26 protein-coding genes and 1 tRNA gene are annotated in these 26273 nt (G+C 50.3%); 10 read left to right on the forward strand and 17 right to left on the reverse strand.

The window, feature by feature from the left end:
• Positions 1 to 11: 11 nt before the first annotated feature.
• Entirely contained in the window at positions 12 to 1094 is a 1083-nt protein-coding gene (locus G340_RS0112390; protein WP_020073966.1) for a glycosyltransferase, read from the forward strand.
• 303 nt (positions 1095 to 1397) lie between these two features.
• On the opposite strand, the gene G340_RS0112395 is transcribed toward G340_RS0112390, so the two are convergent.
• Complete coding sequence (locus tag G340_RS0112395; RefSeq protein ID WP_020073967.1) at positions 1398 to 2789, reverse strand: undecaprenyl-phosphate glucose phosphotransferase; 1392 nt, start codon at positions 2787 to 2789, stop codon at positions 1398 to 1400.
• 230 nt (positions 2790 to 3019) lie between these two features.
• Here G340_RS0112395 and G340_RS0112400 point away from each other — a divergent pair, with 230 nt between their 5' ends.
• Positions 3020 to 4927: an O-antigen ligase family protein gene (locus G340_RS0112400; RefSeq protein WP_020073968.1), complete on the forward strand. Its 1908-nt coding sequence runs from the start codon at positions 3020 to 3022 to the stop codon at positions 4925 to 4927.
• A gap of 503 nt (positions 4928 to 5430) precedes the next feature.
• On the opposite strand, the gene G340_RS17270 is transcribed toward G340_RS0112400, so the two are convergent.
• The 4 genes from G340_RS17270 to G340_RS0112425 form a co-directional block, all read right to left on the reverse strand.
• Complete coding sequence (locus tag G340_RS17270; RefSeq protein ID WP_020073970.1) at positions 5431 to 7248, reverse strand: serine hydrolase domain-containing protein; 1818 nt, start codon at positions 7246 to 7248, stop codon at positions 5431 to 5433.
• Positions 7245 to 8489, reverse strand: a complete 1245-nt coding sequence (locus tag G340_RS0112415) for a competence/damage-inducible protein A (protein ID WP_020073971.1) — start codon at positions 8487 to 8489, stop codon at positions 7245 to 7247. The genes G340_RS17270 and G340_RS0112415 overlap by 4 nt, the downstream gene beginning before the upstream one ends.
• Positions 8490 to 8602: 113 nt before the next feature.
• A complete protein-coding gene (thiI, locus tag G340_RS0112420; RefSeq protein ID WP_020073972.1) occupies positions 8603 to 9787 on the reverse strand; it encodes a tRNA uracil 4-sulfurtransferase ThiI in 1185 nt (394 codons plus the stop codon).
• Between the two features lie 9 nt (positions 9788 to 9796).
• The gene (locus tag G340_RS0112425; RefSeq protein WP_020073973.1) at positions 9797 to 10933 is read right to left on the reverse strand and encodes a cysteine desulfurase family protein; all 1137 of its coding nucleotides are present in this window, start codon (positions 10931 to 10933) and stop codon (positions 9797 to 9799) included.
• 503 nt (positions 10934 to 11436) lie between these two features.
• On the opposite strand from G340_RS0112425, the gene G340_RS16765 reads away from it, so the two are divergent.
• Positions 11437 to 11865, forward strand: a complete 429-nt coding sequence (locus G340_RS16765; protein WP_020073974.1) for a Fur family transcriptional regulator — start codon at positions 11437 to 11439, stop codon at positions 11863 to 11865.
• A 164-nt stretch (positions 11866 to 12029) separates the two neighbouring features.
• Positions 12030 to 12800, forward strand: coding sequence for a helix-turn-helix domain-containing protein (locus G340_RS0112435; RefSeq protein WP_020073975.1), 771 nt, complete (start codon positions 12030 to 12032; stop codon positions 12798 to 12800).
• Between the two features lie 83 nt (positions 12801 to 12883).
• Here the strand turns inward: G340_RS0112435 and G340_RS0112440 are convergent, their stop codons facing one another.
• Positions 12884 to 13219 (reverse strand): hypothetical protein, encoded by a 336-nt coding sequence (locus G340_RS0112440; RefSeq protein ID WP_020073976.1) that lies wholly within the window; start codon positions 13217 to 13219, stop codon positions 12884 to 12886.
• A gap of 126 nt (positions 13220 to 13345) precedes the next feature.
• Complete coding sequence (lexA, locus tag G340_RS0112445; protein ID WP_020073977.1) at positions 13346 to 13933, reverse strand: transcriptional repressor LexA; 588 nt, start codon at positions 13931 to 13933, stop codon at positions 13346 to 13348.
• A 499-nt stretch (positions 13934 to 14432) separates the two neighbouring features.
• On the opposite strand from lexA, the gene G340_RS0112450 reads away from it, so the two are divergent.
• From G340_RS0112450 to spo0A, 4 genes are all read left to right on the forward strand, one after another.
• Positions 14433 to 15200 (forward strand): M23 family metallopeptidase, encoded by a 768-nt coding sequence (locus G340_RS0112450; protein WP_154653199.1) that lies wholly within the window; start codon positions 14433 to 14435, stop codon positions 15198 to 15200.
• Entirely contained in the window at positions 15197 to 15331 is a 135-nt protein-coding gene (locus tag G340_RS18500; RefSeq protein WP_326522398.1) for a hypothetical protein, read from the forward strand. Before G340_RS0112450 ends, G340_RS18500 begins: the two co-directional genes overlap by 4 nt.
• A 143-nt stretch (positions 15332 to 15474) precedes the next feature.
• The gene (gene spoIVB, locus G340_RS0112455; protein ID WP_020073979.1) at positions 15475 to 16722 is read left to right on the forward strand and encodes a SpoIVB peptidase; all 1248 of its coding nucleotides are present in this window, start codon (positions 15475 to 15477) and stop codon (positions 16720 to 16722) included.
• A gap of 128 nt (positions 16723 to 16850) precedes the next feature.
• Complete coding sequence (gene spo0A, locus G340_RS0112460; RefSeq protein WP_020073980.1) at positions 16851 to 17630, forward strand: sporulation transcription factor Spo0A; 780 nt, start codon at positions 16851 to 16853, stop codon at positions 17628 to 17630.
• A 105-nt stretch (positions 17631 to 17735) separates the two neighbouring features.
• Here the strand turns inward: spo0A and G340_RS0112465 are convergent, their stop codons facing one another.
• Entirely contained in the window at positions 17736 to 18686 is a 951-nt protein-coding gene (locus tag G340_RS0112465; RefSeq protein WP_020073981.1) for a phosphodiester glycosidase family protein, read from the reverse strand.
• A gap of 96 nt (positions 18687 to 18782) precedes the next feature.
• Complete coding sequence (locus G340_RS0112470; RefSeq protein WP_020073982.1) at positions 18783 to 19511, reverse strand: NAD-dependent protein deacylase; 729 nt, start codon at positions 19509 to 19511, stop codon at positions 18783 to 18785.
• Positions 19512 to 19689: 178 nt separating this feature from the next.
• Here G340_RS0112470 and G340_RS0112475 point away from each other — a divergent pair.
• A tRNA-Pro gene (locus G340_RS0112475) sits at positions 19690 to 19765 on the forward strand.
• A gap of 200 nt (positions 19766 to 19965) precedes the next feature.
• Here the strand turns inward: G340_RS0112475 and G340_RS0112480 are convergent.
• The 5 genes from G340_RS0112480 to G340_RS18255 all read right to left on the reverse strand — a co-directional run bounded on the left by G340_RS0112480 (position 19966) and on the right by G340_RS18255 (position 23565).
• Positions 19966 to 20370: an arsenate reductase ArsC gene (locus G340_RS0112480; RefSeq protein WP_020073983.1), complete on the reverse strand. Its 405-nt coding sequence runs from the start codon at positions 20368 to 20370 to the stop codon at positions 19966 to 19968.
• Complete coding sequence (arsA, locus tag G340_RS0112485) at positions 20363 to 22117, reverse strand: arsenical pump-driving ATPase (RefSeq protein WP_020073984.1); 1755 nt, start codon at positions 22115 to 22117, stop codon at positions 20363 to 20365. The genes G340_RS0112480 and arsA overlap by 8 nt, the downstream gene beginning before the upstream one ends.
• Positions 22117 to 22512 carry an arsenite efflux transporter metallochaperone ArsD gene (gene arsD, locus G340_RS0112490; protein WP_020073985.1) on the reverse strand — a complete coding sequence of 132 codons (396 nt, stop codon included), beginning with the start codon at positions 22510 to 22512 and terminating at the stop codon, positions 22117 to 22119. Before arsD ends, arsA begins: the two co-directional genes overlap by 1 nt.
• A 48-nt stretch (positions 22513 to 22560) precedes the next feature.
• Positions 22561 to 22908, reverse strand: a complete 348-nt coding sequence (locus G340_RS0112495; protein ID WP_020073986.1) for an ArsR/SmtB family transcription factor — start codon at positions 22906 to 22908, stop codon at positions 22561 to 22563.
• Between the two features lie 501 nt (positions 22909 to 23409).
• On the reverse strand, positions 23410 to 23565 hold the full coding sequence (locus G340_RS18255) for a hypothetical protein (RefSeq protein WP_020073988.1): 156 nt from the start codon (positions 23563 to 23565) through the stop codon (positions 23410 to 23412).
• Between the two features lie 267 nt (positions 23566 to 23832).
• Between G340_RS18255 and G340_RS0112510 the strand changes: the two genes are divergently transcribed.
• Complete coding sequence (locus G340_RS0112510; RefSeq protein WP_020073989.1) at positions 23833 to 24108, forward strand: late competence development ComFB family protein; 276 nt, start codon at positions 23833 to 23835, stop codon at positions 24106 to 24108.
• Between the two features lie 136 nt (positions 24109 to 24244).
• On the opposite strand, the gene G340_RS17990 is transcribed toward G340_RS0112510, so the two are convergent.
• From G340_RS17990 to G340_RS0112530, 3 genes are all read right to left on the reverse strand, one after another.
• Positions 24245 to 24424, reverse strand: a complete 180-nt coding sequence (locus tag G340_RS17990; RefSeq protein ID WP_154653200.1) for a DUF6774 domain-containing protein — start codon at positions 24422 to 24424, stop codon at positions 24245 to 24247.
• Positions 24425 to 24843: 419 nt separating this feature from the next.
• Positions 24844 to 25701: a YitT family protein gene (locus G340_RS0112525; protein ID WP_020073992.1), complete on the reverse strand. Its 858-nt coding sequence runs from the start codon at positions 25699 to 25701 to the stop codon at positions 24844 to 24846.
• Positions 25702 to 25865: 164 nt separating this feature from the next.
• The gene (locus tag G340_RS0112530) at positions 25866 to 26129 is read right to left on the reverse strand and encodes a hypothetical protein (RefSeq protein ID WP_020073993.1); all 264 of its coding nucleotides are present in this window, start codon (positions 26127 to 26129) and stop codon (positions 25866 to 25868) included.
• Positions 26130 to 26273: the final 144 nt, after the last annotated feature.

Consider the following 26273-nt stretch of genomic DNA (forward strand, 5'->3'; position numbering starts at 1 on the left):
AGGAAAATCCATTGCGGAAAATTCTATACTGTGCATCCACACTCTCTCATATTCGGAATTTTCACTTACCCTATCTGAAAGCATTTCACGATCAGGGTTATGAAGTATGGGTCGCAGCCAACGAAGAGGATTCCATTCCTTATGCAGATCGCGTTGTTGCCTTACCGTTTGCCAAAAGCCTTATCAGCTTGCAAAATATTAAAGCAATCTTTTTGGCACGAAAGATTTTAAAGGAACAACATTTTGAGTTGATCAGCACCCATACGGCACTCGCCAGCGCTGTAGTACGGGCAGCAGTTTTACTGCTCCGGAAGCGGCCAAAGGTTTTCTGTACGGTTCATGGATATTTATTCAATGAAAATGACGGAATCAAAAAATGGATCTATCTTTTACCGGAAAAAATCTGCGCGCATGTCACTGATGTCCTCATGGTAATGAATCAGGAAGACTATAAAATTGCGCAGAAACATCACCTCTATAAAAAACATCTTCATTTCATCCATGGTATTGGGTTTGAGTCCTCGCAATTTCAACCGGTATCTCTTGAAAAGAAATTACAAGGCCGTAAAAAGCTTGGATTTCATGATAGAGATTTCTTGTTGGTGTACGCCGCAGAATTTTCGAGACGAAAAAATCAGGAAGTTCTGATTCGCGCTTTCGCAAAGGCTGTCCCTGAGGCTCCAAATGCGCACCTGCTGCTGGCAGGCACCGGCGCACTGTTGGAGCAATGTATCAATATGGTAAAAGAACTCCATATGGAAGATCGAATCCATTTTCTTGGGTATGTACAAAACATGGAAGACCTCTATCCGATATGCGATGTCGCTGTTTCTTCCAGTAAAACAGAAGGGCTGCCCTTTAATGTGATGGAAGCGATGGCATGCGGACTTCCGGTGCTCATTAGTGATATCAAAGGGCACCGAGATCTGGTGGAAAATCAAAAAGAGTTCCTATTTCACACGGAACAGGAGCTCACCGAAAAAATTATCCGCTATCTTTTGGAGTCTGAATCCTTCACTGACTGGAAATATGCACTGGCAAAATACAATTTAAACACCGTTAAAGAACAAATTATTCAACTTTATAACAGTTGATCACTATCATTGCGTACATAAAGTTCGCAACCCGATGGAGATATAGAAAGCCATTGGAGTCCCGATGAAATGACTGGTATTCAGACATTCATAGAAGAAGTTGGCCCCAATGGCTCAAAGAAAGAATCGTACGTTCCGTTACAAAAAACGCATTTATTCACGGTTGCGAAGTTTCAACGCCATTCCGGTTCATTGTTCCCATACAGGTACCCGGCCGTTGGGGGCGATTACCGCTATGCGCAACTTATTCTAGCTTATCCAACGGGTCGCCGTTGCTAATGACTCCGGTATGAAATCGCATTTTCATATTTCTTCACTATTGTTAACTATCCCCTTGAACACAGTCAAGAAAAGAATTTTGATATCAAAAAGGAAGGTCCAGTTTTCTATGTAGTAAATATCGCATTTTATTCGTTCCTCAATGGAGGTATCCCCGCGCCACCCGTTCACCTGCGCCCAACCGGTGATTCCCGGCCGGACAAGATGTTTCAGCATATAAAGTGGAATTTCGTCCCGAAACTTGTCCACAAAGTATGGGCGCTCCGGTCGAGGCCCTACTAAACTCATGTCTCCCTTAAGAACATTGACGAGCTGTGGAAGCTCGTCAATACTCAACTTCCGAATCAACGCGCCAAATCTTGTTCTCCGATCATCATCCTTTGTTCCCCAGGTAGTCACGTCAGAACCGTCGCTTTCCGTTTTCATAGAACGAAATTTGTACATATTAAATCTTTTTTTGTTTCTGCCAACCCGTTCCTGCTTATAAATAATTGCTCCTGGAGATGTCAGCCTGACCCCGAATGCCGTAATCATCAAAATGGGAGAAAACAAAATTAATGCGACTAAGGAAACACTACAGTCAAACACCCTTTTCACAAAGCTATTGAGCATGTTGTCCAATGGGACTTTACGAATATTGATAAGTGGTATGCCTTCCACTTCATCAATATATGGTTTTGCAGGAAGATATTTGGTATAAAAAGGCAGTAAATTGGATTTTACTCCAGCTTTTTCACAAATCTCAATGATGCTTCCTAATTCAGAAAATTCATTCCATTCCAGCGAAATAATCACTTCGTCAACACCTTTATTCTCCAGCAAAAGAGAGAGCATGCTAAAATCGCCTACATATTTTATTTTCCTGTCGGAAACGTCTTTTTTGTCCGGACTGAGGTACCCCACGAAATCATATCCCAATCCGCGATTCGATTGAACCTTATCATAAAATTCCGCCGACACTTCATTCCAGCCGACAATAAGAAGATGCTTTAAATTATAGCCCTTTGCCCGCATACGACGAAGAGATTTTCTGATCATCAAACGATTAATAACGGAAAGCGTTGTATTAATCATTCCAAAAATCAGAATTACCATACGAGACACATGAACTTCCTTTAAAAAGAACATGAGCACAAAAATAAAAATCACACCAAAAAAATTGGCCTGAAAAATCTTACCGGTCTCCAACAAAAAGGACTTGTGCCGGAAAGAATTATGAAGATCCAGATAGTGATACAGGATAAAATAAACCGGAATGATGTATATCATAGCCTGAATGTAATAATTCAGGCTGATATAATATCCCTGGTAATTATGAAAATGGACAAAAAAAGCGAGAACCATCGAACCGGCGCACAGGGCGGCGTCTATGATTGCAAAGAGTATATTAAATAATTTCTGATTTTCTTTAATCATATTAATTCTCCAGTAGAAATATTTTATGATTTTGTTTGATTATAATTGTATAAGATTCGACCGAATAATACAACCCTTTCAGATTAACAGATTTCTCAGGATGGATCGCAGCGAAATGAAATGCCCGCCTCGGCATGAGACCATTAAATTCGCTCTGCGTTATGAGCTCCTCACCATATCACGTTCTATTTTATTTTTATGGGCTTCCCCATACGAAAGGTGTAGTGGAAATGACTCCAAACAAGAAAAAGGCACCAACAGAAGCACCTCAAGCAGTCAATCCCCTGCCTTCAGGCGGTGCTTTGGCAGGCATACCTGAAAAAAACCGGCTCCTTATTCCCGTACTTTTAGCAATCGTGGCCATCCCCCTGCTTGTTCATCTCGTCATCATTGATGTGAATCCCGACGAGGTTCCTTTGATCGGCCTTGCAACTTACGGTGATTTTTTTTCTCAGTCAAAGGCGTTTCTTCTTTTCATAGTGATTCTTCTGATTTTTGTGTTTGGTATACTCTTTCGTAAAACATTATTCCAAAAGGCAGATCAAATCCCCCCCGCTTACCTGGCCGCGAGTGGTGTATTCATGTTGCTCACACTGCTCTCCGCTGTGTTTTCAGAATACCGGTCTATCGCATTCTGGGGAATACATGACCGCGCGGAAGGCGCTGTTATCCTCTGCTGCTACATCATTCTGTTTTTATATTCCTTTTCTGTTTGCCGAACAGAAAGGGATACCCGGCATTTGGTCGTCGCTCTTGGGATTGCGACTGTCATTTCATCGGTCATTGGTTTTTTTCAATATATCGGGCATGATCTTCTTTTTACCGGCCTTGGCAAGGCTTTAGTAATTTCTCCGTGGGATTACGATAAAGTCACAAATTTAAGTTCTATGTCTGAATCCGGCAGACTCTATGGCACTTTTTATCACTGGAATTATGCCGGCAGTTTTGCCGCTATTACCGTGCCGATCTTTTTGGTGCTTGCATTAAACGCCAAATCCTGGCGCTCCAGAATTCTGCTTGGGTGTGTTACCCTGACGGCACTTTGGATTTTAATCGGCAGCACTTCCAGAGCGGGGCTAATTGGCGTTGCTGTCGCTTTTATTTTTGGGCTGATTGTTTTCGCAAAGATGATCATAAAACATTGGAGACTCTCTCTCTCTTGCATTGCGATTGTTTTCGTAGCTGTTATTGGCCTTAATATTGCTAGCAACGGTCAGCTATTCGCTCGTATTCCCACACTTTTTTCAGATATAATCAGTGTTTTTCAGACCAGCAAGCAAGCCGATTACCTTTCAAAGCTTCCTGTAAAAGATGTTTCGGTGCAAAATCATACCGCAACCGTTGTGACACAAAGCGGAGATACCTTAAAGGCGAATCTGACAGAAGAAAACCTCACCTTTCAGGATGGAAACGGGCAGACTGTGAAGATGGAGAAGAAAAACGGCGCTTTTCGAACCACTGACAAGCGATTCCAAAATCTCAGCGTCAATTTTGTGGCGATGGGGTTAAATGGAAATTCAATTGGTATGTGCATTAACGTGGATAACCAGCCGCAATTCTTCTTCCGAATCGACTCTAATTACAACCTCCAGCTTACTAACTCTACCGGAACGGCGAAAATTGATTCCTTGGAAACACCGCCGTCCTTTGGTTTTGCAGGAAAGGAAAAAATCGGCTCTGCCCGCGGCTACATCTGGTCGCGTTCCCTTCCGATGGTTTCCAAGCATCTGCTGCTGGGGGCAGGCCCGGATACCTTTGTGCTGAATTTTCCGCAGAACGACCTGCTTGGTAAATACTGGGCGTATGGTACCACAAACATGTTGGTGGATAAGCCCCACAATCTTTATCTTCAAATACTGCTGGGTGAAGGCTGCATCGCGCTGTTGGCATTTTTGACAATCGTCATCCTGTATTTGTTTGACAGCATTCGTTTATATGCACTCAAGAAAACATACCTCCCGAGAGAGATATTGGCTTCTGCCATTTGCCTCGGCATAACAGGTTATTTGGGAGCCGGGCTATTTAATGATTCTGTTGTTAGTGTTGCGCCTGTTTTTTGGATACTTCTTGGTGCTGGTATTGCATTGAATCTGCAAAACCGCAAAGAGCGACTAAAAGATTTGTCCCAGCAATCTTAAATTGCAATCTGCTGAAGCGCCGTGGCAATTAATAAAAAAGAGAGGTGTGCCATCTTTTTCGAGCTTGTGCAAGCTGAGCGAAAACGGCAGGCTGGCGGATATCGCCCCCACAATGCTCAAAATTCTCGGCTTGACGCAGCAGGCGGAAATGACAAGAGAAAGCATGATTGTGGACTAGTTTGTCCCTCTGAATGATACTAACAGCCAGTAAATACAGCAGGGGCTTTCCAAAATTGGAAAGCCCCTGCTGTATTTTGTCAGTCAGCTCTTTGATGCCGAAAAAAGCGGACTGTCGGGTTTGTCTGCGCGTCATAATAATAAAAAGGAGTCTTTTCCTAAAATGAACTGCACCCCGGTTGTTAGACAGTATGATATACTGAAAACGAATGGGGTGCAGTTCATATCCCTGCCTCTTTCTCTTTTGATATTTCTCAGATCGCAGTGTCTCATACTCCCTGCGATCTTCAATAAACCAAGAATAAAAGCAGCTTCAGCGCCTCCGCTTACTCGCTGGCTTCCAAATCCAGCTTGCCGCCGGCCTTCGGCACGGCGATGCGGCGCAGGTAGCCGGGCACGCGTTCGCCGCCGAGGCGCTCTGTGAGAAGCCGCTCCAGATTGCCGCCGGAATTGCCCAGCAGGCTTGCCAGCAGTTTTGAGGCGTTATCGACAGACGGGATCTCCTGAAAACGCACCAAAATTCGTTCCCCGCTGAAAATGAATTTGATCACGCGGGTATTCGGCGTTTCGAGGAAAGAGAGATACAGCTTCAGCACCGGGCGGCCGTCCTCGTCGCGGGTCAGGCGCGCCATGTTGCCGGTAACGTAGACCTCGCCGTTGATGTTCAGCACGCTGCGTCGCGGTTCGCCGTCCAGCCCCGCGCGGATCGTCTGCCGCTCCTCTCCGTCCGAAAACTCGATCGTGCAGAAATCCGGTGCGAACGCAAACGATACCCGCTGAATCGGCGGCAGAAAGCTGTCTTTCTCCACAGAGAAGATAAACGGCAGTATGGTGCCATACAAATTTTCCAGCTTATAAGAGCGGCCGTTGATCCATTTGGCGTCCGCACTGAGCTGCGGTACGGAACGCTGCGGGAACAGCGCCTGTTCAATCCGTTCTATCAGCGTGCGCCGCCGGCGCACCGGGATCGTATCGGGAAACAGCGCAAGCGAAGCCTCCGTTCTTTTCAGGGCGCGGGCGGCGCCCATGTTTACCGGCAGCGGCAACGCGGAAAAAGCCTCCTGATTGCCGAAATACTTCCGGATGACCTCGGCGCTTTTATCCACAAACAGGCCATGGCTGCCGCTCGTGATCGCAATCACCGTGTCAATCTGCGGGATCACCACCACATACTGGCCGAACACGCCGTTAAACTGGTAGGCTCCCGGAATCGGAAACTCCCACAGGTGGTAACCGTAGGCCGTTTCGTGCTCGCCCATCAGGGTACGCATGCCCATATCGGTGGATTCCGCAATCCACTGTTCTGAAAGCAGGCGGCGGGGTTCGCCGTCCACCGTCCACAATCCCTTCTGCAAATACAGCTGACCCAGCTTCGCCATATCCTCGGGCCGCAGGAACAGCCCCCAGCCGCCCTTCTCGATCCCCATGGGGCAGCGCTCCCACACCACATGGTCGATACCCAGCGGCTCAAACAGGCGCGGCTGCAGATAATCCGTCAGTCCTTCCCCCGCTTTTCGCTGGATCAGTGCGCTGAGAAGGTAGGAATTCATGCTGTTATACGTAAATTTCTCGCCCGGCTCATACGCGCAGTCCGACGCCAGGTAGGATTTGAGCCAGTCGCGCTCAAACACGCTGTTCGCCTCATGAAAACGGATGCCGGACGTCATGTTCAGCAGATGGCGCACGGTGATCTGCTCCACCCTGCGCCGGCGGAACGGCGGGGGCGGCAGCTTATCGGCGAACAGCTCGGCAATCCGGTCATCGAGCGCAAACAATCCCTCTTCAACTGCCATGCCCACCGCCATCGCGGTGACGGATTTGGAGAGCGAATACACCATCTGCGCGTAAATGCCGGAGTACGGCTTCCAGTTCGCCTGGGCGATCAGCTTGCCGTGGCGCAGAACCACAAGGCAGTGGACCTTGATTTCCGGGCAGGCGTCGAGCTCGCGGAGAAAACGCTCCAGATACGCCGAAGAGACCCCCTGGGCCTCCGGCGTAGAGCGCGGCAAGGGCTTGCGGGAAGGCCCGGCAGGGTACCGGGGCTTTTCCGGAACAAACGGAACCGGCGAAAGGTGGCGCAGCTCGCCGCGCATCCCCTTTCTCACCGCGTCCACAGCCTTAAACTGCGCTCTCAGATCCATCATAACGGCAGCTCCTCCAGGCGGCGGCGAACCATATCCAGCGCAAAGGACGCCGCCGTGTACCGGTAATAGCTGCGGGGGCGTCGCTGGCTGAACACCTTTACCTTGCGCACGACTGTGCCGGCCTGATCGCTGAGGCCCACATAAATCAGGCCAACGGGCTTTTCCTCGGTGCCGCCGTCCGGTCCGGCGATACCGGTGATGCCGATGCCGATGTCGCTGCCGGCCTTTTCCCGCACGCCCTCGGCCATGGCGGCCGCAACCTCTTCGCTCACCGCGCCGTGCTTCTCCAGCAGTTCCTCCGGCACGCCGAGCAGCAGCGTTTTGATGCGGTTGGCATAGGTGACCGCCCCCATCTCAAACACTTGGGAGGAGCCGGGAATATCGGTAATCCGCTTGGCAAGGAGCCCGCCGGAGCAGGACTCCGCCGTCGCGATCGTCATCTTTCTCTCACTGAGAAGGTTTACGGCGAGCTGCTCCAGGCTGTCGACATTGATGCCGTACACGCAGTCGCCGATCCGCTCGCGGATGCGCTCCGCAACCGGGCGGCACATTTCCTCCGCCTTCTGTGCGTTTTCCGCCTTGGCGGTGACGCGCACGTACATTTCGCCCTCTTTGGCATAGGTGGCAACCGTGGGGTTCGAGGCGTCCGTCATGTCGGAGAGCATCTCCGCCACGGCGCCCTCGCCCTGGCCGAACACATGCACGTTCATAGAAAAGATACTCGCGTTTTCGCGCTTCATCAAAAACGGAATCCCGTAGCTGTGCAGCATGGGAATCAGCTCTGACGGCGGGCCGGGGAACATCATGATGATCTTGCCCTCTTTGGTTTCCACCGCGCAGCCCGGCGCGGTGCCGCGGTCGTTCGGCAGAACAGTGGCGCCCTGCGGCAGCATCGCCTGCTTGATTTGATTTTGACCCATATGTCTGCCGTTAAAATGCTCCTTCAGGCGCTCCATGCTCTCCTCGTGCAGAACAAGGGGCGCGCCGGCGCATTCGGCGATTGTTTCCTTCGTCAGGTCGTCCTCCGTCGGGCCAAGGCCCCCCGTGGTGATGACCAGGTCGCTGCGCTCGAGCGCACGGGTGAGCGCCTCCTTCAAACGACCGTTGTTATCGCCCACCGTACAGGAAAACATCATATCGATCCCCAGCTCGGACAGGGCCCGCGCCACATAGGAAGCATCGGTATTAATGACCTGGCCGAGCAGCAGCTCGGTTCCCACTGATATGATTTCCGCTTTCATAAAATTGGCATCTCCTTATTTTCCCGGATATCGTAATCTCATTTGATCAAAAAAGCGACTGCACTCTCCCCGCGCCTTCGGCGGGGAAACTGCGGTTCCCGTCAAAGCTTTTTTCAGGCGGGCGAGTGGTAATATCCGATTTTGACCAGCTTTACCTGAGAAACACATTCCTCGATCAGCGCATCGGTGTCAAGCTTCTGCTCCGCCTGCTCCACAAAATGCAGGTTCGGCTTGGTGCGCGGGTGCTTTGGCGTAAACACCGTGCAGCAATCCTCAAATGGCTGAATCGAAATTTCAAACGTATCGATTTTGCGGGAAATCGCGATGATCTCCGTTTTATCCATGCCGATCAGCGGCCGGAACACCGGCATATCCACCGCCGCCTCGGTGCAGGCGATGGCCCGCATCGTCTGGCTGGCCACCTGACCCAAGCTTTCGCCGGTAATGAGGGCCTCGCAGCCATTGTCCACCGCGATCCGCTCCGAAATGCGCATCATAAAGCGGCGCATGATGATCGTGAAAAGCTCCTCGGGGCATTTCGCCATGATCTCTTCCTGAATATGCGCAAAAGGAACCACGCGAAGAATCATGCGGCCCGAATAGTCGCTGACCTTGGTCAGCAGATCGACCACCTTCTGCTCCGCGCGCTCGCTGGTATAGGGCGGGCTTGCAAAATGAACGGGAACCAGCTCCACGCCGCGCTTTGCCATGCACCACGCCGCCACGGGGCTGTCGATGCCGCCGGAAATAAGCAGAGCCGCTTTTCCGCCCGTGCCGACGGGAATTCCGCCCGCGCCGGGCATGGAGCTCCCGTGGAGGTACGCGCCAAAATCGCGTACCTCCACCATTACTACCAGGTCGGGATTGTGAACGTCGACCGTCAGATGGGGAAAGTTCTCCATTATATATGCCCCGACCTCGGCAGAAATTTCAGGGGATTTCAGGGGAAAGCTCTTGTCGGAGCGCTTGCTTTCCACTTTAAAGGTTTTCACGCGGTTCAGGTCGCCGGAAAGATACTCGCCGCACGCGGAAAGGATCGACTCCATCTTCTTTTCGGCCACGCACGCGCGCGAAAACGCGGCAATACCGAAAATTTTGCCGATCTTCTCGGCAACCTCATCCAAATCTTCGTCCCCTTTGGGGGAAATCGTAATGGTGGACTGCGACACACGAATATCGAAATTGCCGAACCGACTGATGCGGTGGCGGATATTCCGAACGAGCGACGCTTCAAAACTCTTTCGGTTCAGCCCCTTGAGCACCAGCTCGCCCAGCTTAATTAAAATGATCTCTCTCATACAAACTCCTTAAGATTTTTTCACCAGCTGCTCCACGCCCTGCCTGAGTGCGGCCGTAAGAGCGCCGATTTCTTCCGTTGTGGTAAAGCGGGAAAAGCTCACCCGCAAAGAGGATTCCACCAGCTCGGGCGCAAGACCCATGGCCGTGAGCACATGGCTCGGCTTTGCCCTGGAGCAGGCCGAACCGCTCGAGACATAGATGTTTTTTGAGGACAGGAAATGCAGCATCGTTTCGGCGCGGATGCCCGGAACTGAAAAGCTGCATACATAAGGCACCGCGTCCTCCGGCGAATGGATGACAACGCCTGAAAGCCCGCCAAGCTGCTCACGCAGAGCGGTGCGAAGCGTTTCAAAATGCGCGTTCAGCTCCTGCGGCTGCGGCATGGCGTGCACCGCCGCGCCGAACCCGGCAATCGCCGGCAGCGGCTCGGTACCGGGACGCACCTCTTTTTCCTGCCCGCCGCCGAAGGCTCTGGACGGGAAATCCTTCTGCCCCGCCACATACAGCGCGCCCGCGCCCTTCGGCCCATGAATTTTGTGAGAGGAAACCGTCATCAAATTGATCCCCACGCGCGCGGGCTTGATGGGAACCTTGCAGAACGCCTGCACCGCGTCCACATGCAAAAGCGCCGGGGATTTGCTGCGGCGAATCGCCTCCGCCGCCGCCTCCACCGGCATGCGCACACCGGTTTCGTTATTCACGAGCATCATGCTCACCAGAATCGTATCGCCGGTAATGGCCCGCTCCACCTGCTCCGATGAGATATGCCCCGTGGCATCCGGCATCAGGTATTCCACGGTAAAGCCGTCCCGCTCCAGCTGCTCCATCACACGCAGAACGGAGGGGTGCTCCACCGCTGTTGTAACGATCCGCTTTCCGCGTCTGCCGTTGCGTTTCACGGCGCCGAACAGGGCAATATTGTTCGCCTCCGTTCCCCCCGAGGTAAAATAAACCTCGGCGGAATTTACCGAAAGCCTGTCCGCAACCGCCTGGCGGGCCGCGGTCATCTCGCGCTCCGCCTCAAAGCCCATGCTATGCAGCGACGAAGGGTTGCCGTACGCCTGTGTCATCACATACAGCACGCGCTCTGCCGCCTGCTCGCACACACGGGTGGTGGCAGCGTTGTCCAGATATATTTTTTCCAAAGCCGAAAGCCTCCAACCAATAATAAATTTTATTTTAAAGCAGACCTCTGATTTCTTCTCCGCCGCGTACCGGAGAAAACGACTGTTTTGAATGAGAAAGTCTCTTTTCAGGAAAACGGTCTGTTCTTTATAATCAGTTCTATTATACCACAGGCGCGGCGTTGCGGTACATCTTTTCAATTGAAGGTATCCTATCTGCTCTGCGGATATTATACACGAAAATTTCCCAATAGTGAATATGCGTCCGCTTGCATTTTTTGCAAATCCGCGCTATGATTACATACACAAAGAGTCGGATTCTCTCAGCCTGCCGTAAAGCGGAGGTATACCGCTCAGAACCGCGCAAAACGGCAGACCCGCAAACCAGCGGGCACCCGGGCATGTGGCCGCAATTTGCAGAAGCGGCTTGCCCTGCGGGCACACGGTACGCAGCGGGCAAAGCAGCGCAGCGGTTTGGCAGTGTGAGAGGCAGATTTCCTTTTCTTTTGCAAGGAGGAACCAAAATGGCAGAACTGAAAAACACTAAACAGCGCGGGGCGATTCTGCGCTTTCTGGAAAACAGCCCGGATCCTGTTTCGGCGGAGGATATTTTCGTTTTGCTGAAGCCCTCTTTCCCCCAGCTGGCCCTTTCTACCGTGTACCGCAATCTGGAGCGCTTTACCGCCGCCGGGGTACTGCAAAAAATCAATTTTGAGGACGGCGTGATCCGCTATGCGCTGGCCAAGGGCCACGACCACTATTTGATCTGCACCGGATGCAATAAAAAAATCAAGCTGGACGACTGCCCGCTTTCTCCGCTGGAGCTTCAGCTCGCGAAGGCGACGGGCTTTGAAATTGAACGCCACAGCCTGACGATCTACGGTAAATGCCCTGACTGTCAAAGAAAAAGAGGAACTCGTGTTGCTGTCAAAAAAGCAGGGCGGGCAGAATAAAAATATTCATGAACTGTGAAGACCGGGAATCCTCCCGGTCTTTTTTATCGCGGTAGAAACCGGCGGTTGAGCCGAAAAAGCACCGTTGCCGCCGGATTCTACTGCTGGTCGGTTGCCCGATTTGCGCAGGAGCAGTAGTATGAAAGAAGAAGGAGGCGGTCACCATGACCTATGAAGTAAAGCCCGAAAAATTCGGCGCTTTTTTCTGCCTGTTAAGAAAGCAAAAGGGCTTTACACAACGGGAACTGGCAGAGCAGATCGGTATATCAGACAAAGCAGTCAGCAAGTGGGAGCGCGGTTTGAGCATGCCCGACATTACCCTGCTGATTCCGCTGGCAGATCTGCTTGGCGTAACCACGACAGAGCTGCTGAGCGGCCAGTACATTCAAGAGCCGGATCGCCTGAACATACAGGAGGTAGAGCAGCTGGTCACCGGCGCCATCGGCCTTTCTGCCGGAGAGCGGCAGCAGCAGCGAGATCGCCGCAAAAGAAGGGGCGCGTTCTATTTGCTTTGCCTGTTCCTGTCTGCGACGGAAATCCTGCTGCTTTCCCTTTGGGGCTATTCGGCCCGCGTGCTGTGGGAAAACCTGTTTCTCGTGGAATTTCTGTGCCTGTTTTTCGGCGGATGGCTTCAGTTACTGGTGAAGGACACCTTGCCCGCTTATTATGACGAACATAAAATTCACACTTACAGCGACGGCTTTTTTCGCATGAATCTTGCAGGAATCCGGATCAGCAATCGGAACTGGCCGCACATTTTACGTGCCGGTCGTTTATGGACCTTCTTCGTCCCCATCCTTTTTCCAGTCCTTTTTGTTTTTATCCAACACATCTTTTCCCCCGAAGTATGGAGCGGCGGAAAATTATACTTCACCCTGCTCGCCGTTCTCGGCCTTTTTCTACCGATTCTGATCACCGCTAAGGCAAACGAATAAATTAGAAAATAAACAATGCCGCAGATACACAAAGCTCTGCGGCATTTTGTTCCTATTCCCACAGCTTTTCTAAAAACTGCCATTTAAATTCCAAAATGGATCACATACTTCTCTTCTGCTTTGGCTGCCTTCATCAAATAAATGAGAGGGAACAGCTTCTCTGCATTCTGCTTAATAAAAACTTTGATAAAAATCTCTAACGACTCCGGCGGCAGCAATGTAATTCCCCAATAAGCAAGGCCCTTCTCTTTTCTCTGTAACGTATGCCAATAACAGTCAATCTGCTGAAAATCGGACAGAAGCGGCGCAATTATGTCATCATCAATTGCAATACAATGATATCTTTCCGGCTCATAACTGTTGAACTGTTCCCAGAGCCCTGGATTTTTTTGCATTATACCAAACTCATGCTTTGCCATACACACTGCACCTCCACGCTGTGTTCTCTCTTTTACAAGACATCTCATTGGTCCAAACGATCTGTTTCTAAATACCGAACCAATAAAATGGCACCCGGTAAATACTCCTTTTCAAGAAAACGAGCTTTAATAATACCGGTAAACAGAAATCACACGGCCAAGCACCAGCGCGCTCTGAGAAAAGATTGGAGAAAACGCGGGGTTTTCCGGCTGCAAGCGAATGTACTCCTGCTCAAAGAAAATTCGTTTTACCGTAGCCTCGTCGTCGATCAGCGCAACGACGATCTGCCCGTTTTCCGCCGTATCCTGTCGGTGAGCGATAATGTAATCCCCGTCGAGAATCCCGGCGTTTTTCATGCTGTCGCCCTGTACGCGCAGCGCGAACAGCTCCTTTTCGGGGTAACGGTGCCCTACCAAAGGCAGGTAGCCCTCTACCTCCTCTACGGCCAGAATCGGCACGCCGGCGGTTACTCTGCCCAAAATTGGCACACGGCTCACCTGCTCGGCCCCTTCAATATGAATGGCGCGATTGAGGCCGGCCTCGCGCCGAATGTAGCCCATATCCTCCAACGTTTTGAGGTGCAGGTGAACGGTCGAAGTGGATTTCAGGCCGGTCGCCTTGCAGATCTCCCGCACGGAGGGCGGCAGGCCGTATTGTGCTCTATCTTTTAAGTACTCATATATTTTTTTCTGGCTGCTGCTGAGTCCTTTCATCCCATTTCCTCCCAGGTATTCTAAGTCAATTTTATCATACCACAGGGCTCTATAAATTGCAAACAAATGTTTGCGGATTTTTCACAATTTTTTTGTTTTCAGGGCCCGTTTCTCCTTATTTTAATGCAAAATGACATGACTCCAAAAGTTAAAAGAATATTCATAGCGTATTAACAACTGCCCCGTGAATTCAAATTATAATATGAGTGTATTCAAACGATGGAGCCGCACCATCAGAATACAAAGTTCTACCCTCCTCAATATACCCCTCAAGCTAACGAAAAAAGACCGAATCAATTGGATTCGGTCTTTTTTCTCTTTGCTGTATTTTTTGTTTGATTTTTATTTTTAAAATCGAAATCATTCGTTGCAGCGGGTCTTTTCTTCCGCCTTTCGCGGGAGGAAAGACCCGTTTTTTTACTTTTTCACCGCAGATTTGTCTGGAACGGCATATTTGTTCTTTTTTCTGGTCAAAATAGCCTCGGAGGTGCTTTTACAGATGAGCAGTCTGCATTTTAAATCAGAAAATCAATCCCCAAAGAAAAGCAACAAGGGTTTTTATGTCGCGCTGGGCGTTTGCCTGGTTGCCGTTGGCGTCGCCGCCTGGACTACGTATGACAGTGTCGTGAAATATGCCAACCCGCAGGATACGTCCTCGTATTCCACCTCGCCCACCGGGCGCACGCAGTCGGGCGTTTATGCCAGCAGCAAGCCGGAGGAGTCCTCGTCTCAGCCGCAGGCCAGCGCACCGCAGTCCGCTGCCCCGTCTTCGTCCAAACCGGCTGCATCGTCTCAGGCACCGGGCAAGACCGCTTCGAGCAAACCGGAGCAGCCCGCCAAACAGACGGCGGCCAAACCCGCATCTTACGTTTACCCGGTTGGGGAAACCCCGAAGATTACCAAAAATTACAGCGGAGACAACCCCATCTTTTCCGACACGATGCAGGACTGGCGTGTTCACTCCGGCACAGATTTTGAGGCAAAGATCGGCGACCCGGTCAAGGCCATCGACAGCGGAAAGGTCACGGACCTGTACGCAGACGGGAATCTGGGCAATGTTGCAGTGATTGAGCACAGGGACGGAATCACCGCGTACTACTGCGGCCTCGGCGACACCTTTCTGGTGAAGAAGGGCGATGAAGTAGACGCGGGGCAGAAGATCGGCTCTGTGAACGTCGTTCCGATCGAATCGGTGGAAAAGCCGCATCTGCATCTGGAAATCAAAAAATCCGGCAAGCTGATCGAACCGGCCACCCTTTTCAAATGAGTAAAGCCGTACAAAAAAGCGATAAAACAGGTCAATCCCCGCTGGCAATCGCCGGCGGGGATTTTTTACAAACTTTCACCCAAACTTTTCATCGATTTAAAATCATTTTCTTTTTAATCGGCTTAATTTGAACCAATTTTAAAAATTTCTGACATTCGCCGCCGACCGTATGAAGAAGTCGACCGTTCCTTCCAGATTTGCCCAGAAAAAAGCGGATTTGACAACATAAATACTTTCGATTTGACAAAGATTAAATGCGAAAGGAGGTGAATGTTTGAAAAAAAGAAAAAAATTTTTTCAACGATTGACCGGCTGGCTCACCGCACTTACTCTGCTGGCAGGGTCGGCAGTGGGATACTACCACTACACCCTGCCCGACCAGTTCCGCGTGACGGCGGGAACCAAGCTGCGGCTGAACCAGACCGGCCTGAGCATTATCGACACGGTCAACAAAGAAGAAATTACCGCGTCGGCTTTAAAATCCGCAAACCAAAATTACCATGCTCAGCTGATGCTGTTTGACGTAATCCCTATCAAAACGGTCAGCGTGAAGGTGGTGCAGGAAAAGCTTTTGGTGCCCTGCGGTACTCCTTTCGGCATCAAAATGTTTACAAACGGCGTGATGGTGGTCGGCGTGGCCGACATTGAGAGCGCCGGAAAAATGATTAATCCCGCCGCTGTGGCGGGCGTGAAGGTGGGCGACATCATTACCGCGGTGAACGGGAAGGCCGTTACCCAAAACAGCCAGGTGGCAAAGCTCATCGAAAGCAGCGCCGGCGAACCGGTCAAGCTTTCCATTAAACGGAACGAAGAAGCACTCACAGCAACCCTTACCCCTATTCTGTCCGATGTGGACGGAAGTTATAAGGGCGGCCTTTGGGTGCGCGACAGTACTGCCGGTATTGGCACCGTAACCTTTTATGACCCGTCGAACGGAGCGTTCGGCGGCCTTGGGCACGGCATCTGCGACGTGGACACAAACGAGCTGATGCCGCTTCGCAGCGGCGACGTTATCTCCGTGACCATCAGCGGAATTGTCAAGGGCCAGAAGGGCCGCGCCGGCGAACTGCGCGGCTATTTCAACAACGATTTCCCTGTCGGCCAGCTGCAGGCCAATTCTGAAGCCGGCGTATACGGCACACTGAATGCCTCTCCTGTTCCTGCGCAGGCGATCCCCCTTGCCGCAAAGCAGGAAGTAAAAACAGGCGCCGCACAGATTTACACCACAGTGGACGGAACGGCACCCAGGCCCTATGGCATTGAAATCGAATCGATCAACTATCAGGACGGCACCAAAACGAAGAATCTGGTCGTTAAAGTGACTGATCCTGATCTGCTCGGCAAAACGGGAGGAATTGTTCAGGGAATGAGCGGCAGCCCAATTGTGCAAAACGGGAAATTAGTGGGCGCTGTAACCCATGTATTTGTCAATGATCCGACGCGCGGCTACGGAATTCTGGCAGAAAACATGTTGGAAATCTCTGAAAAAACGAGTCTGGAGAGCACGGAAAAGGCATCTTAACACGAAATATTTTTATATTTTGAAATATAATTACCAAATTCGCGTAAAAAATATTGTGTAAGGTATTGCCATAAATGCCAATATATGGTATTATAAGCCTGTAAATTAAAAAACAGGGGGATATGTTCATGGAAAAACATTTAAAACTGCTGATTTCTAATGACACTGACGAATTTGCTCGAAGCTATTCTCATGATTTTGAAGTTGCGGGTATTGATGTCGTCTATTCTCCAAAGGATGGACTGAGGGTCTTAGACCATATTGATCTCGAACAACCCGACGTCGTTCTTCTGGACCTGTTCATGCCCCGACTGGATGCGATCGGAGTCATTCATGGGATTAGAAAAAAGTACGCCTCCAAGGCGCCTTCCTTCATTGTCATGTCTACATTCAGCAGCCCCACGCTGGAGCGTGAGGTAATGCTTTCCGGAGCTGCATATTTTGTAATCATACCGTTCGACGCAAAAGAGCTGGCCCAGAGGATCTTAAAAATATGCGGCAGTATCGCCCCAAAATCGGAACAGGCTTCGGTACCGGCACCAAAAGGCAAACCTTCCCTTGAAATTCAGGTCACAGAAATCCTTCATCAGATCGGTGTCCCGGCTCATATTAAGGGGTACCATTATCTGAGGGATTCCATTATTATGGCCGTGCAGACACCAGACATTATCAACGCCGTAACCAAACAGCTGTATCCCAGTGTGGCCAAGCGGTATGAGACAACTCCCTCGCGTGTGGAGCGTGCGATTCGACACGCCATTGAGGTTGCCTGGGACAGAGGCGACATCGACATCCTGAATTCCTATTTTGGGTACACGATTCACAACACCCGCGGAAAGCCCACAAACAGTGAGTTTATCGCCATGATCAGCGACAAGCTGCGGCTGGAGATGAAGTCCGCCAGCTGAAGAAAAAAACTCCTTTCCCCAATCAGCCGGATGAGGATCCGCTTTTCAGGGAAAGGAGATTTTTTGCGATTTTTCAATGATTTGCAAAATCAAAAACGGTCCAGACTACATCGACCTGCTTTTGGTAACAAAGAGCAGGGAATTGGGAACCGGGCGCTCCCTGCCGTCGGAGGGCTTGTTGCGCAGCAGCAGCGTGCTGCTGCCGTAATTGCGGCTGAGCAGCGTGGCGGAACCGCCCGCATCCAGATTGCCGGCCTGCACCGCTCCCATATCCTTCATCAGCTGTGCGAATTCCTTGAGCGTCGCCCCCGTGGAATACTGCGACTGCCGACCGTCTACCATGATGAAAAACACGGTTCCGTCGGCACGAAGGCCGACGCCAAGCCGCGGCGAAAAGGTTCTTTGATCCGCATCCTTTTGCGCGACGACGTTGCCGTCCTTAACAAGGAGGGTATCATACAGGCCGATCGCGTTCTGCAGCTCGGATTTCATCTGCGGGTAATCGGCATTGGAAGCGATCACGGGAGTGCCGTCCTTTTTTATGCCGAAAAAGTTCCAGCGGTAGGCGCGGGAGGACACGGCGCCCTGCAATTCAACGCCGTCCTTGACGACGACACCCCACGGCTGATTGGTGGTCATATTGAACATGTCGCCGTTGATCGCCGCGACGACCGGTTTCCCCCTGGCCATGGCCGCGGCGGCCTGCGCGCGCACCGTGGCGGCATGGTAACCGCCCGCATATGTAGTGTCTCCCGGTGTGCCGACCGTAATGCCGATCTGCCCCGCAGAGGGATCGTATTCCAGCATAAAGCACTCATTGATTTTACAATTTAAATTGGTATACGTAAATCTTGTTTCCACTAGACCGGGCGCCACCGTTCTGCTGTAATCGCTCATCAGAGAGGTCGCGACCAGATTGGTCAGGCTGAGCTGGCCGAACACCGGCACCGCCGCGGAAGCCGTGGCGGACATCTGCACGGCAGCCAGTAGAACAGCTGCTGCGGATACAATTTTACGTTTTGTCGATTTTGATTTCGCACTTTTCGGTTGTTTCATCTTTGCTGAGGTCTCCTTCCTTGCGTTAGTTCCATCTTAGACCATCAGGAAGATTATGTCAACCAAAAACAGGCATTTTCTTCTTAAAAATACATGTTAAATTCCGGTAATTTTTACTTGGCTGAAAATCTCTCCGATCGCCTCGCTCATCATCAGCGACGCACTCTGATCCGCAGGCGTGGAAGAGCGGTTGATCACGACCAGTCGGCTGCCGGCAAACGAATGGATCAACCCGGCGGCCGGGTACACGGCCAGCGAGGTTCCGCCGATGATCAGCATATCCGCCTTGCGGATCGCGCTGACCGCACCGTTGATCACGTCCTGATCAAGCCCCTCCTCATACAGCACCACATCGGGCTTGACGGTGCCGCCGCAGGTGCAGGTGGGGATCCCTTCGCTGTGCAGAATAAATTCGGCGTTGTATTCTTTATGGCATTTCTGGCAATAGTTGCGGTGAACCGAGCCATGCAGCTCGTATACCCGCCTGCTGCCCGCCTTTTGATGCAGGCCGTCGATATTCTGGGTCACGACCGCCAACAGCTTGCCCGCCCGCTCCAGCTCCGCCAGCTTGCGGTGGGCTGCATTGGGCTGCGCGTCCAGACACAGCATTTTTTTGCGGTAAAAATCAAAAAACTCCGCCGTGTGCCGCACATAAAAGCTGTGGCTCAGCATTTCCTCCGGCGGGTAGCGGAACGACTGGTGATACAGGCCGTCCACACTGCGAAAATCGGGAATTCCGCTCTCCGTAGATACCCCTGCCCCGCCGAAAAACACAATTCGGCTGCTTTCGTCTATCATCTGCTGGAACTGCTCCATCTTTGTCATTCAGAATCCTCCCATCGTCCGTCTCTTTCCTTTATCTTAGTCTGCAAAGTGCGGAAAATCAAGCGTCTTATCTATTCTGCCGGTTTTACCGGCCCGAAAACCGCAAAAAATTCAAAATTTCTCAAAAAAAGGATTGCGTTTTGCCTACAAGTATGATAGAATAATCCACGTTGCAATTCCGGGTGTGGCGCAGTTGGTAGCGCGCTTGACTGGGGGTCAAGAGGCCGTGAGTTCAAGTCTCGCCACTCGGACCAGCTTTAAAACCGCATGAATGCTGAAAAAGTCAGTGTTCATGCGGTTTCTCTTTGTTTTCGTTTAAACTTAAACCAACTCGAATTATCACTTTTATGTGGACTAAGTGTGGACTGGAAAAACTAATATTTTCAACCTCATCCATGGTTGGGAGATGAGGGCGCTACTTTTTATGCTCTGCTCCAAACGATCATCCAGGCATTTATGTTTCTTTGGACGAAATCAATTTTAATGCAAGCTCTTTGATGTTTTCTTCTATTGCTCCAATGGTTCTAACAAACTCCTCGTCGCTTTTTCCCGTCGGGTCATCCAACCCCCAATCGATCTTGTGCTTACAGGGGAGATAGGGGCAATCGACATTACAACCCATTGTAACAACCATATCAATTGGTGGAAGTTCTGAAAGCAGCTTTGAACGCTGTGTCTTTTCCATGTCAATCCCGTAAAGCTGTTTCATCAAGCGAACTGCATCCTGATTGATTTGCGATTTTGTTTCTGTTCCTGCCGAATAGCTTTCAAATACATCGCCGGCAAGATGTTTGCCCAACGCCTCTGCAATCTGGCTGCGGCAAGAGTTGTGGACACAGATAAATGCGACTTTAACCATATTTATCCCCTGAAAGAGTTAACAGGCGATCGCCTTTGATCTCATCGGAACTCCACGCAATCAGCGCAAATTGACTATGTGCATGTTCATCAATACGGTTGAGCCATTCTACTTCGTTTGCTGCTTTTGCCGCCAGTATGGGGTTGGTGGTGTTCGCACCATAAAGGGATTGATTGATTACCCACCATCTTGCAGCAATCCCCGCCCGCTTCAAATCGTCTTCCAAACGTAACGCCTCATAGAAAGGGGTTGCTTCGGGCAAAGTCACAATGACAACCTCGGTCTCATTGGATTTCAACCGGGGCAACAACCGCATTACCGATTCAGGAATTTCACCCTTGGTACGTTCGATTTCGTGGTTGTAGCTCTGCGTAGATTCCAGTAAAAGAAGGGTGTGACCTGTGGGCGCTGTGTCGATTACTACTACTTGATCGTTGGCTTTATCCACCACCTCCGCAAAGGCACGGAATACGGCGATTTCCTGTGTGCAGGGAGAACGCAGATCCTCCTCCACATAGGAAATATCTTCATCGCCCATGCCCGAAGCGCGCGCCTTAAAAAGCACCTCAGATTGATACTTTTTCAGTTCTTCGGCCTCGTCAATATGACTCATGGAAACGTCGCTCGTTTCATCCAGCACAAATTTAAGATGTGCGGCGGGATCAGTGGTGGTGAGGTGGACTCTCTTTCCACGCTTTGCAAGTCCCAGCGCAACAGCAGCGGCAACAGTAGTTTTACCTACGCCGCCCTTACCCATTGTGAAAATAACACGCTTTCCGTCTGCCGCCAGTTCATCTATCACATCGTTCAACGAAGGGATACCGGCAGCGTTCAACGTTTCCGTGTGCATGGTAACATGGTCGGTATTCAGCAGGGCGCGCACATTAGAAAGTCCCGTGACATTATATGCCCGCAACGGCACCATAGAGAGCGAAAGCGCTTGTAGGCTTTCAGGCATTGCAGTGAGAGCCGTCTGCTGCTTTTCATATAAGCTGGAAGATAAGGCGTCACTGTGTTCCGTCAGTACGCCGTTGACAACCAATATTTGATTGTGAACGCCCAACGCAGAAAGCTCACCGGAAGCCCGTTCTGCCTCCTTGAACGGTGCAGTTTCGGGGCGGGTGACGAGAATCAGCGTGGTCAGGTTTCTATTAGCCAGTGTTTCCACAGCCCGCTTGTAAATCGCTTTCTTGCTTTCTAAGCCGGAAAGCTGGCCCAAGCAGGACGCGCCATGTGTGCTTTCGCTGATGAAATTACTCCACGCAGACGGAAGCTGGAGCATCCGCAGCGTGTGGCCCGTAGGGGCCGTGTCGAAAATAATATAGTCATATTCCTGTTGTGCTTTACCGTCTGTAATAAAGCTGGAAAACTCGTTAAAAGCTGCTATTTCCACTGTACAGGAGCCGGAAAGCTGCTCTTCCATATTGGCGATGACCGACTCGGGCAGTTTGCCGCGATAGGGTGCTATCACGCTTTCCCGGTACTCGGCCGCGGCCTGTATGGGATCAAGGTTCGCCACGACCAGATTTGGTATGTCGTGGATGGGCGTTCCCTTGTTCGTCAATTTCATCGAAAATACATCCTGTAAGTTGGAGGCAGGGTCGGTACTAATCAGCAATACCCGTTTTCCGTTGTCTGCAAGAGATACGGCAGTAGCACAGGCGATGCTGGTTTTACCAACACCGCCTTTTCCAGTAAAAAAGAGGTACTTAGTCAAAGAGACCGTCAAGGGATGAAAAAGCTCCATCAGCAGCAACCTCCCTTACAATCGCAGCCGCCAGACTTTTTCCTGGTGATTTTTACTTTTGCAGCCTCGCTCTGTTTTGTCAGCATTCCTTCAGGAAGATCGAGCAGCTTCGTAAATTCTTCATTGGTGGGGTATCGGCCTGTAATCACAATTTTGCTATCTACCACAACGGCGGGCAAGCCTTCCGGCCCCTTGGTATGGATATAAGCGTTAATCGTTTGGTCGGTGATAAACTCCCTCGGTGCACTGCTAAGATTAAAGCGTTCTACATTTACCCCGCGTTTTTTCAGTGTGTCCAGCACAGTGGAAATACGCAGCAGTTCAGGATCGACGCCCACTCCGCAAAGTCCAGTAGGGCAGCACATGGCCGGTTCAAATATTTTCATTTTTTTCATAACAGACAACTCCATTCTAGATTCAGTTTTCAGGCTCTGCATCGGAGATTAAGAGGTCTTTTGCTCGTTTTCACCACAGCCTTTGCAGCAATCGATGTTTTCTTTGCAAATGCAATTTTCCTTATCAGATGTGATATGACAGAAAAATTGCTTTGTTTTACTGATGGTATCCGCATTCAGCGAATAGTACGTCCATTTGCCTTCCTCTCTGCTTTTGACAAGTCCACACTCGCACAGAAGTTTCATGTGATGGGACAGTGTGGATTGGGACATCTCAAACTTCTCTAAAATCATGCAAGCACAAAGCTCCCCGCAGGAGAGCATATCTATAATCATTGCTCTTTTGGTTTCGCCCAGCGCTTTAAACACCTTTATATAATCCGAATAGTTTTCCATATCGGTTCCTCACATTCATAAACTTCGATATGAATATTATATGTATCAAATCGATAAACGTCAATATAAATTGAATTAAAATCAAAAATCCCATCCTGCAGTTTACACAGGACGGGATTTTTCATACCTATTCGGTTTTAGGCGGTGCGCTAGACGCGTCACGGTTATTTTGTACCGGTAGTGTCAGTTTTTTCTCCCTCACCGGGAATGAGTTGATTCCCGGCGCCGTCGGCCGCGGCTTTGAGCGCCTCCCTCATTTAACTGTACAATTTTCTCAGTCATGGTTTGCTGTCTCCTTTCAGTATGTGTGTCGTAACTTCATTCTATCAAAGACTGCATACTATGTCTTTTTTATCCATTTAGAAATTTGCGCGACTTATTCTACCTTATCGGATGACCGTCCTTATCATAGAAAGTGGATATGGTTCGTTCGCACTCCCGAAACAGAAGGCACCCGAACGCAAACAAAAGCAGCTCCTGCTGTCACGCAAGAGCTGCTGCCTAATCTACCAGTATGGACAATTCATTTTTCAAATCATGAATGATCATTCCGAGGCGCGCCATGCGCTTAAGGTCCTTCGCTTTTTTGGCCTCCTGGTAGCAGACCGAATACACTGTTAGCTTGCTTTGCAGGACCGCTTTCTCATTTTGGCTCATATCCAGACCTCCATCAATCTATTTGTTAACATAATACTAGAAAAGTATGTCTCAGGTATGAACACGCAGATTTTGGTTCGGGCGGCCCAAAGGGAGCGAAAAAGGTGATTCTGCACAGCGGAATCCATGGCAAACCCAAGGTCTTTGCCCCAAAGGCTGTGCCTGTAATTTGTACAATAGCTCTAATTTACTTCAAAAAGTAGTTGTGCTACTATATATTTACAGAAAATTATTGGATGTATTGAGGAAGAGGGCGGGTGATTTGCCATGGAAGTGATTCTGAAAAATATGATGGAACAGATGGTTCTTCTAAAACTGGATGAAACCATCGACAAGCTGGGCTGCTGCCAGTGTGACAAATGCAGAATGGACATTGCTTCTTATGCCTTAAACCGCCTTCCTGCCAAATATGTGGCCACCTATGAGGGGGAAGTGTACTCAAAGCTTGAAACACTTTCTCTTCAATATGAAACAGACCTGTTAAATGCGCTCTATCAGGCGGCGCAGGTGGTTACCCAAAACCCGCGCCACAAAGCTGTGTAACCTGTTTTAAATGCTAAATCAATATTTATTGCTTTCCGCTTCCGGCTGTTTTCGGCGGCGGAATTTTTTTGCCCGCTGCAGCTGAAAGCACCCGGCTCCATGGGCACCCACCGCGATTCGCGCGGAGACTTATCGGTCAGAATCCGTTTGAAGCGCTTTCGCAGATTTCTTTTTTTGCCGCGATAAGTCCCAGATTATCGCCGATCGCACTGAAAAGCTCCCCCAGAATGTTCACCTCGGCGGCGCTTTTTCCCTGCGAAATGGAAATGGCAATGGCCGCGGCGGCCAGCACAAAATCATCCCCCGAGCTACACATTCTCATCACCTCGGAATATCATATGCAAAAAAAAGAAAACCGCCCGGCTAACGGGCGGCTTGCAAGGAAGGAAAACGAAAAAGGATTTATGGTAATGAGTCCTGTTGCACAGGCTCTTGTTGTTGGTCTGCTGCCCGGCGGCACGGTATTCCGTCCACTCCGCCGGACTGTGATGCAGTGTTTTGTTTCATTGATATTACTATACCCTGCCGATGTGTACAGAGTGTTGCAATTTAGTTAGGATATCTTAAATTTGAAATGAAAAAAATTTGAACGGATGGCTGCGAATGGCAGAGCAGATCTGTTGAGCGCGCAAACACAGCGCCTTCACCGTTCGTTCCGAAATCTGCCGGAAAGCGCTAAAACCCCCATGCTCCGCAAAAACCGAAGCAGGGGGTTCTTTTTGGTGCGTTTCAAACTCAGTGGATCGCTTTCTTGCGGTACTTTTTCCCCGCCACCTCGACAGTTCCGATGGTAATCAGCGCGTCGCTGTCAAACCCGAGCACGATGGATTTGAGCTTCGTAATCTCCAGACGCGATACCACAACATAAATCACCGTTGTTTCAAGCCTGGAATAGCCGCCCTGCCCCTCAAGCAGCGTAACGCCCCGCCCAAGACGGTCGGTCAGCGCGGCGGCAATGTCCGAATAGCAGTCCGAAACAATCATGACTCCCTTGGAGCTGTCGAAGCCCTCCACCACAATATCGATCACCTTGAACGCAATAAAATAGGTGACAAGCGAATACATTGCGCGATCCCATCCATATAAAAAGCCGGCGGCACCAAGAATAAACACATTGAAAAACATAACGATTTCGCCGATGGAAAAGCTGATCTTCTTATCGAAGATGATCGCGATCATCTCCGTTCCGTCCAGCGAACCGCCGGCGCGAATAATCAGGCCGACGCCGGCGCCGTTGATGATCCCGCCGAAAATCGCCGCGAGAAATACATCGTGCGTCAGCCCCGAAATGGGGTGAAGCAGCGAAACCCCGACCGAAAGACAGATAATCGCAAACAAAGTGGAAAGGACAAAGGTTTTGCCAATCTGCCGGTAGCCCATGATCAGGAACGGGACATTCAAACAGAAGGTGAAGATCCCCAGCGGGAAATGCGTAAGATAACTGCTCATGATGGAAATGCCCACAATACCGCCGTCGATGATATTATTTGGAATCAAAAAGATTTCGAGTCCGATGGAAGAAAGCGTCGCACCCAGGAGGATCATCACCGATTTCAGCAGCAGCGTCCGCGTTCTATTTCTGTTATATGTCATAGTTGCTCCCCGTTCCACTTAGTTGATACTTTTATTGTAGCATAAAATGAAATCTCTGTTGTGAAAAAATTTTTTTAAGAAGTTTGTGGATTATTGGGTAAAATGATGTCATCCACATAAAAGAACGATGAAAAACGTGGTTTTGAGAGAAATCGCCAATATGCTCAACCCCAAAGCCGCATTACCTCTACTGCTTTCGGGCCGTTCGGCCCCAGCTCTGTCGACGCCTGCTCCGGTTTATGGTATTCTAAGCTACAATGCAAAAGCGAGGCGGTAAGCCCCGCTTTTAGACGGATTATCTTGGCGAGCGCGGTGGCCCGGGCGGATGCGGAGGTCTGGGCGGTCCTGTCGGATGCGGGGGCCTTGGCCGCCGGGACGGCGGCCTCCATGGCAGCCCGGAGCACTGCCCGCAGGGCGGGAAAAGCCACCAGAAGGGCATCGGCATTTTAAACTCCTCCTTTTTTTCCTATTCTATGCGGCTTGTCACACAATGGGAAGGGGATTCGATTTTCGGGCTATCTTCTGCCGAATGAACCGGAACGTTTCTAAAACACCCACTCTGGAATCGAGAA

It is taken from the genome of Faecalispora sporosphaeroides DSM 1294 (assembly GCA_000383295.1).
Taxonomy (GTDB): Bacteria; Bacillota; Clostridia; order Oscillospirales; family Acutalibacteraceae; genus Faecalispora; species Faecalispora sporosphaeroides.